This window comes from Arcicella lustrica (genome assembly GCF_034930985.1).
Classification (GTDB): domain Bacteria; phylum Bacteroidota; class Bacteroidia; order Cytophagales; family Spirosomataceae; genus Arcicella; species Arcicella lustrica.
The window spans coordinates 1-967 of record NZ_JAYGIM010000033.1 but is presented as its reverse complement, the minus strand read 5'-3'; the positions used below and the strand labels follow the sequence as shown (position 1 = coordinate 967).

Sequence of the window (967 nt, the reverse complement as noted above, 5' to 3'; positions counted from 1 at the left end):
TGTAAAATAAAAACTTCTACCATCAGACGGCAAAATCCCTGGACCTGGATAACCTGTAGCTCTTCTGGTAAAATACATTTCATTAGCAACATTGTTAATACTTGTTTCTAGCTTAATCTTCTTGAAGTCATAAGAAAAGCTTAAATCCATAATTTTATAAGCTGGAATTAATCCTATTACAGATGATATTCCCCCATCTCTAGCATTTGTCGCATCCGAAAATTGGTCTGTTAAGTAGGTAAATTGAAATGAGCCTTTCAGTTTTTTGTAGCCGACTTTAAGGCCTGTTTTAAGGTTTACTTTAGGTACAAATTCAACCTCATTGCCTTTTACTCCTACCATCTTACTTTCACGATATTCAGATTTAATCAATGCAAGGTTACCGAATAGCACTGTACTTATATCTTGATTTTCTGGCTTAAATAATCGGAAGAAATCAGCTTCTGCATACGATTCTATCCCCATAATCACGGCTTGCCCTACATTAGTTCGTAAACGTAATATTCTGTTGCTCTCGTCATAAAATTGTATTTCACCTATCCTGTTATTATAATTTAGGTAAAACAAGCTAACATCGTAATTGTAAAAAGATGTTTGGTGACTTCTAATACCAAGGTCTATTGAATATCCCTTTTCATCCTTCATATCAGGGTCTATCACCGACGAAGGATTTGAAATACGCATATCACTAAAGGTAATCGAACGATAGTTTTGCGAAATGTTACCATACATTTCAGTCTGTTCAAATGGTTTAAAGCTAATGCCAATTCCTGCCAACACAAATTGACGGTTATTTACACGTACTTCATCTGTTCTGGTAATATTAATTACGTTTCCTGCTAAATCACGCATGATACTCCCATAATAACCATCAGCTTTAGTACTAATATATTCATAGCGTATACCAGGAGTTACCGAAAGTTTATCGTTTAGGTAGAAAATATTTTCAGCAAACAATGATACATTT

General features: G+C 34.3%; 1 protein-coding gene. It reads right to left on the bottom strand.

Translation table 11 applies throughout. The features are described 5' to 3' along the window. The coding region (locus VB798_RS24305; RefSeq protein WP_323689832.1) for a TonB-dependent receptor family protein at window positions 1-967 on the bottom strand (967 nt) is incomplete at both ends.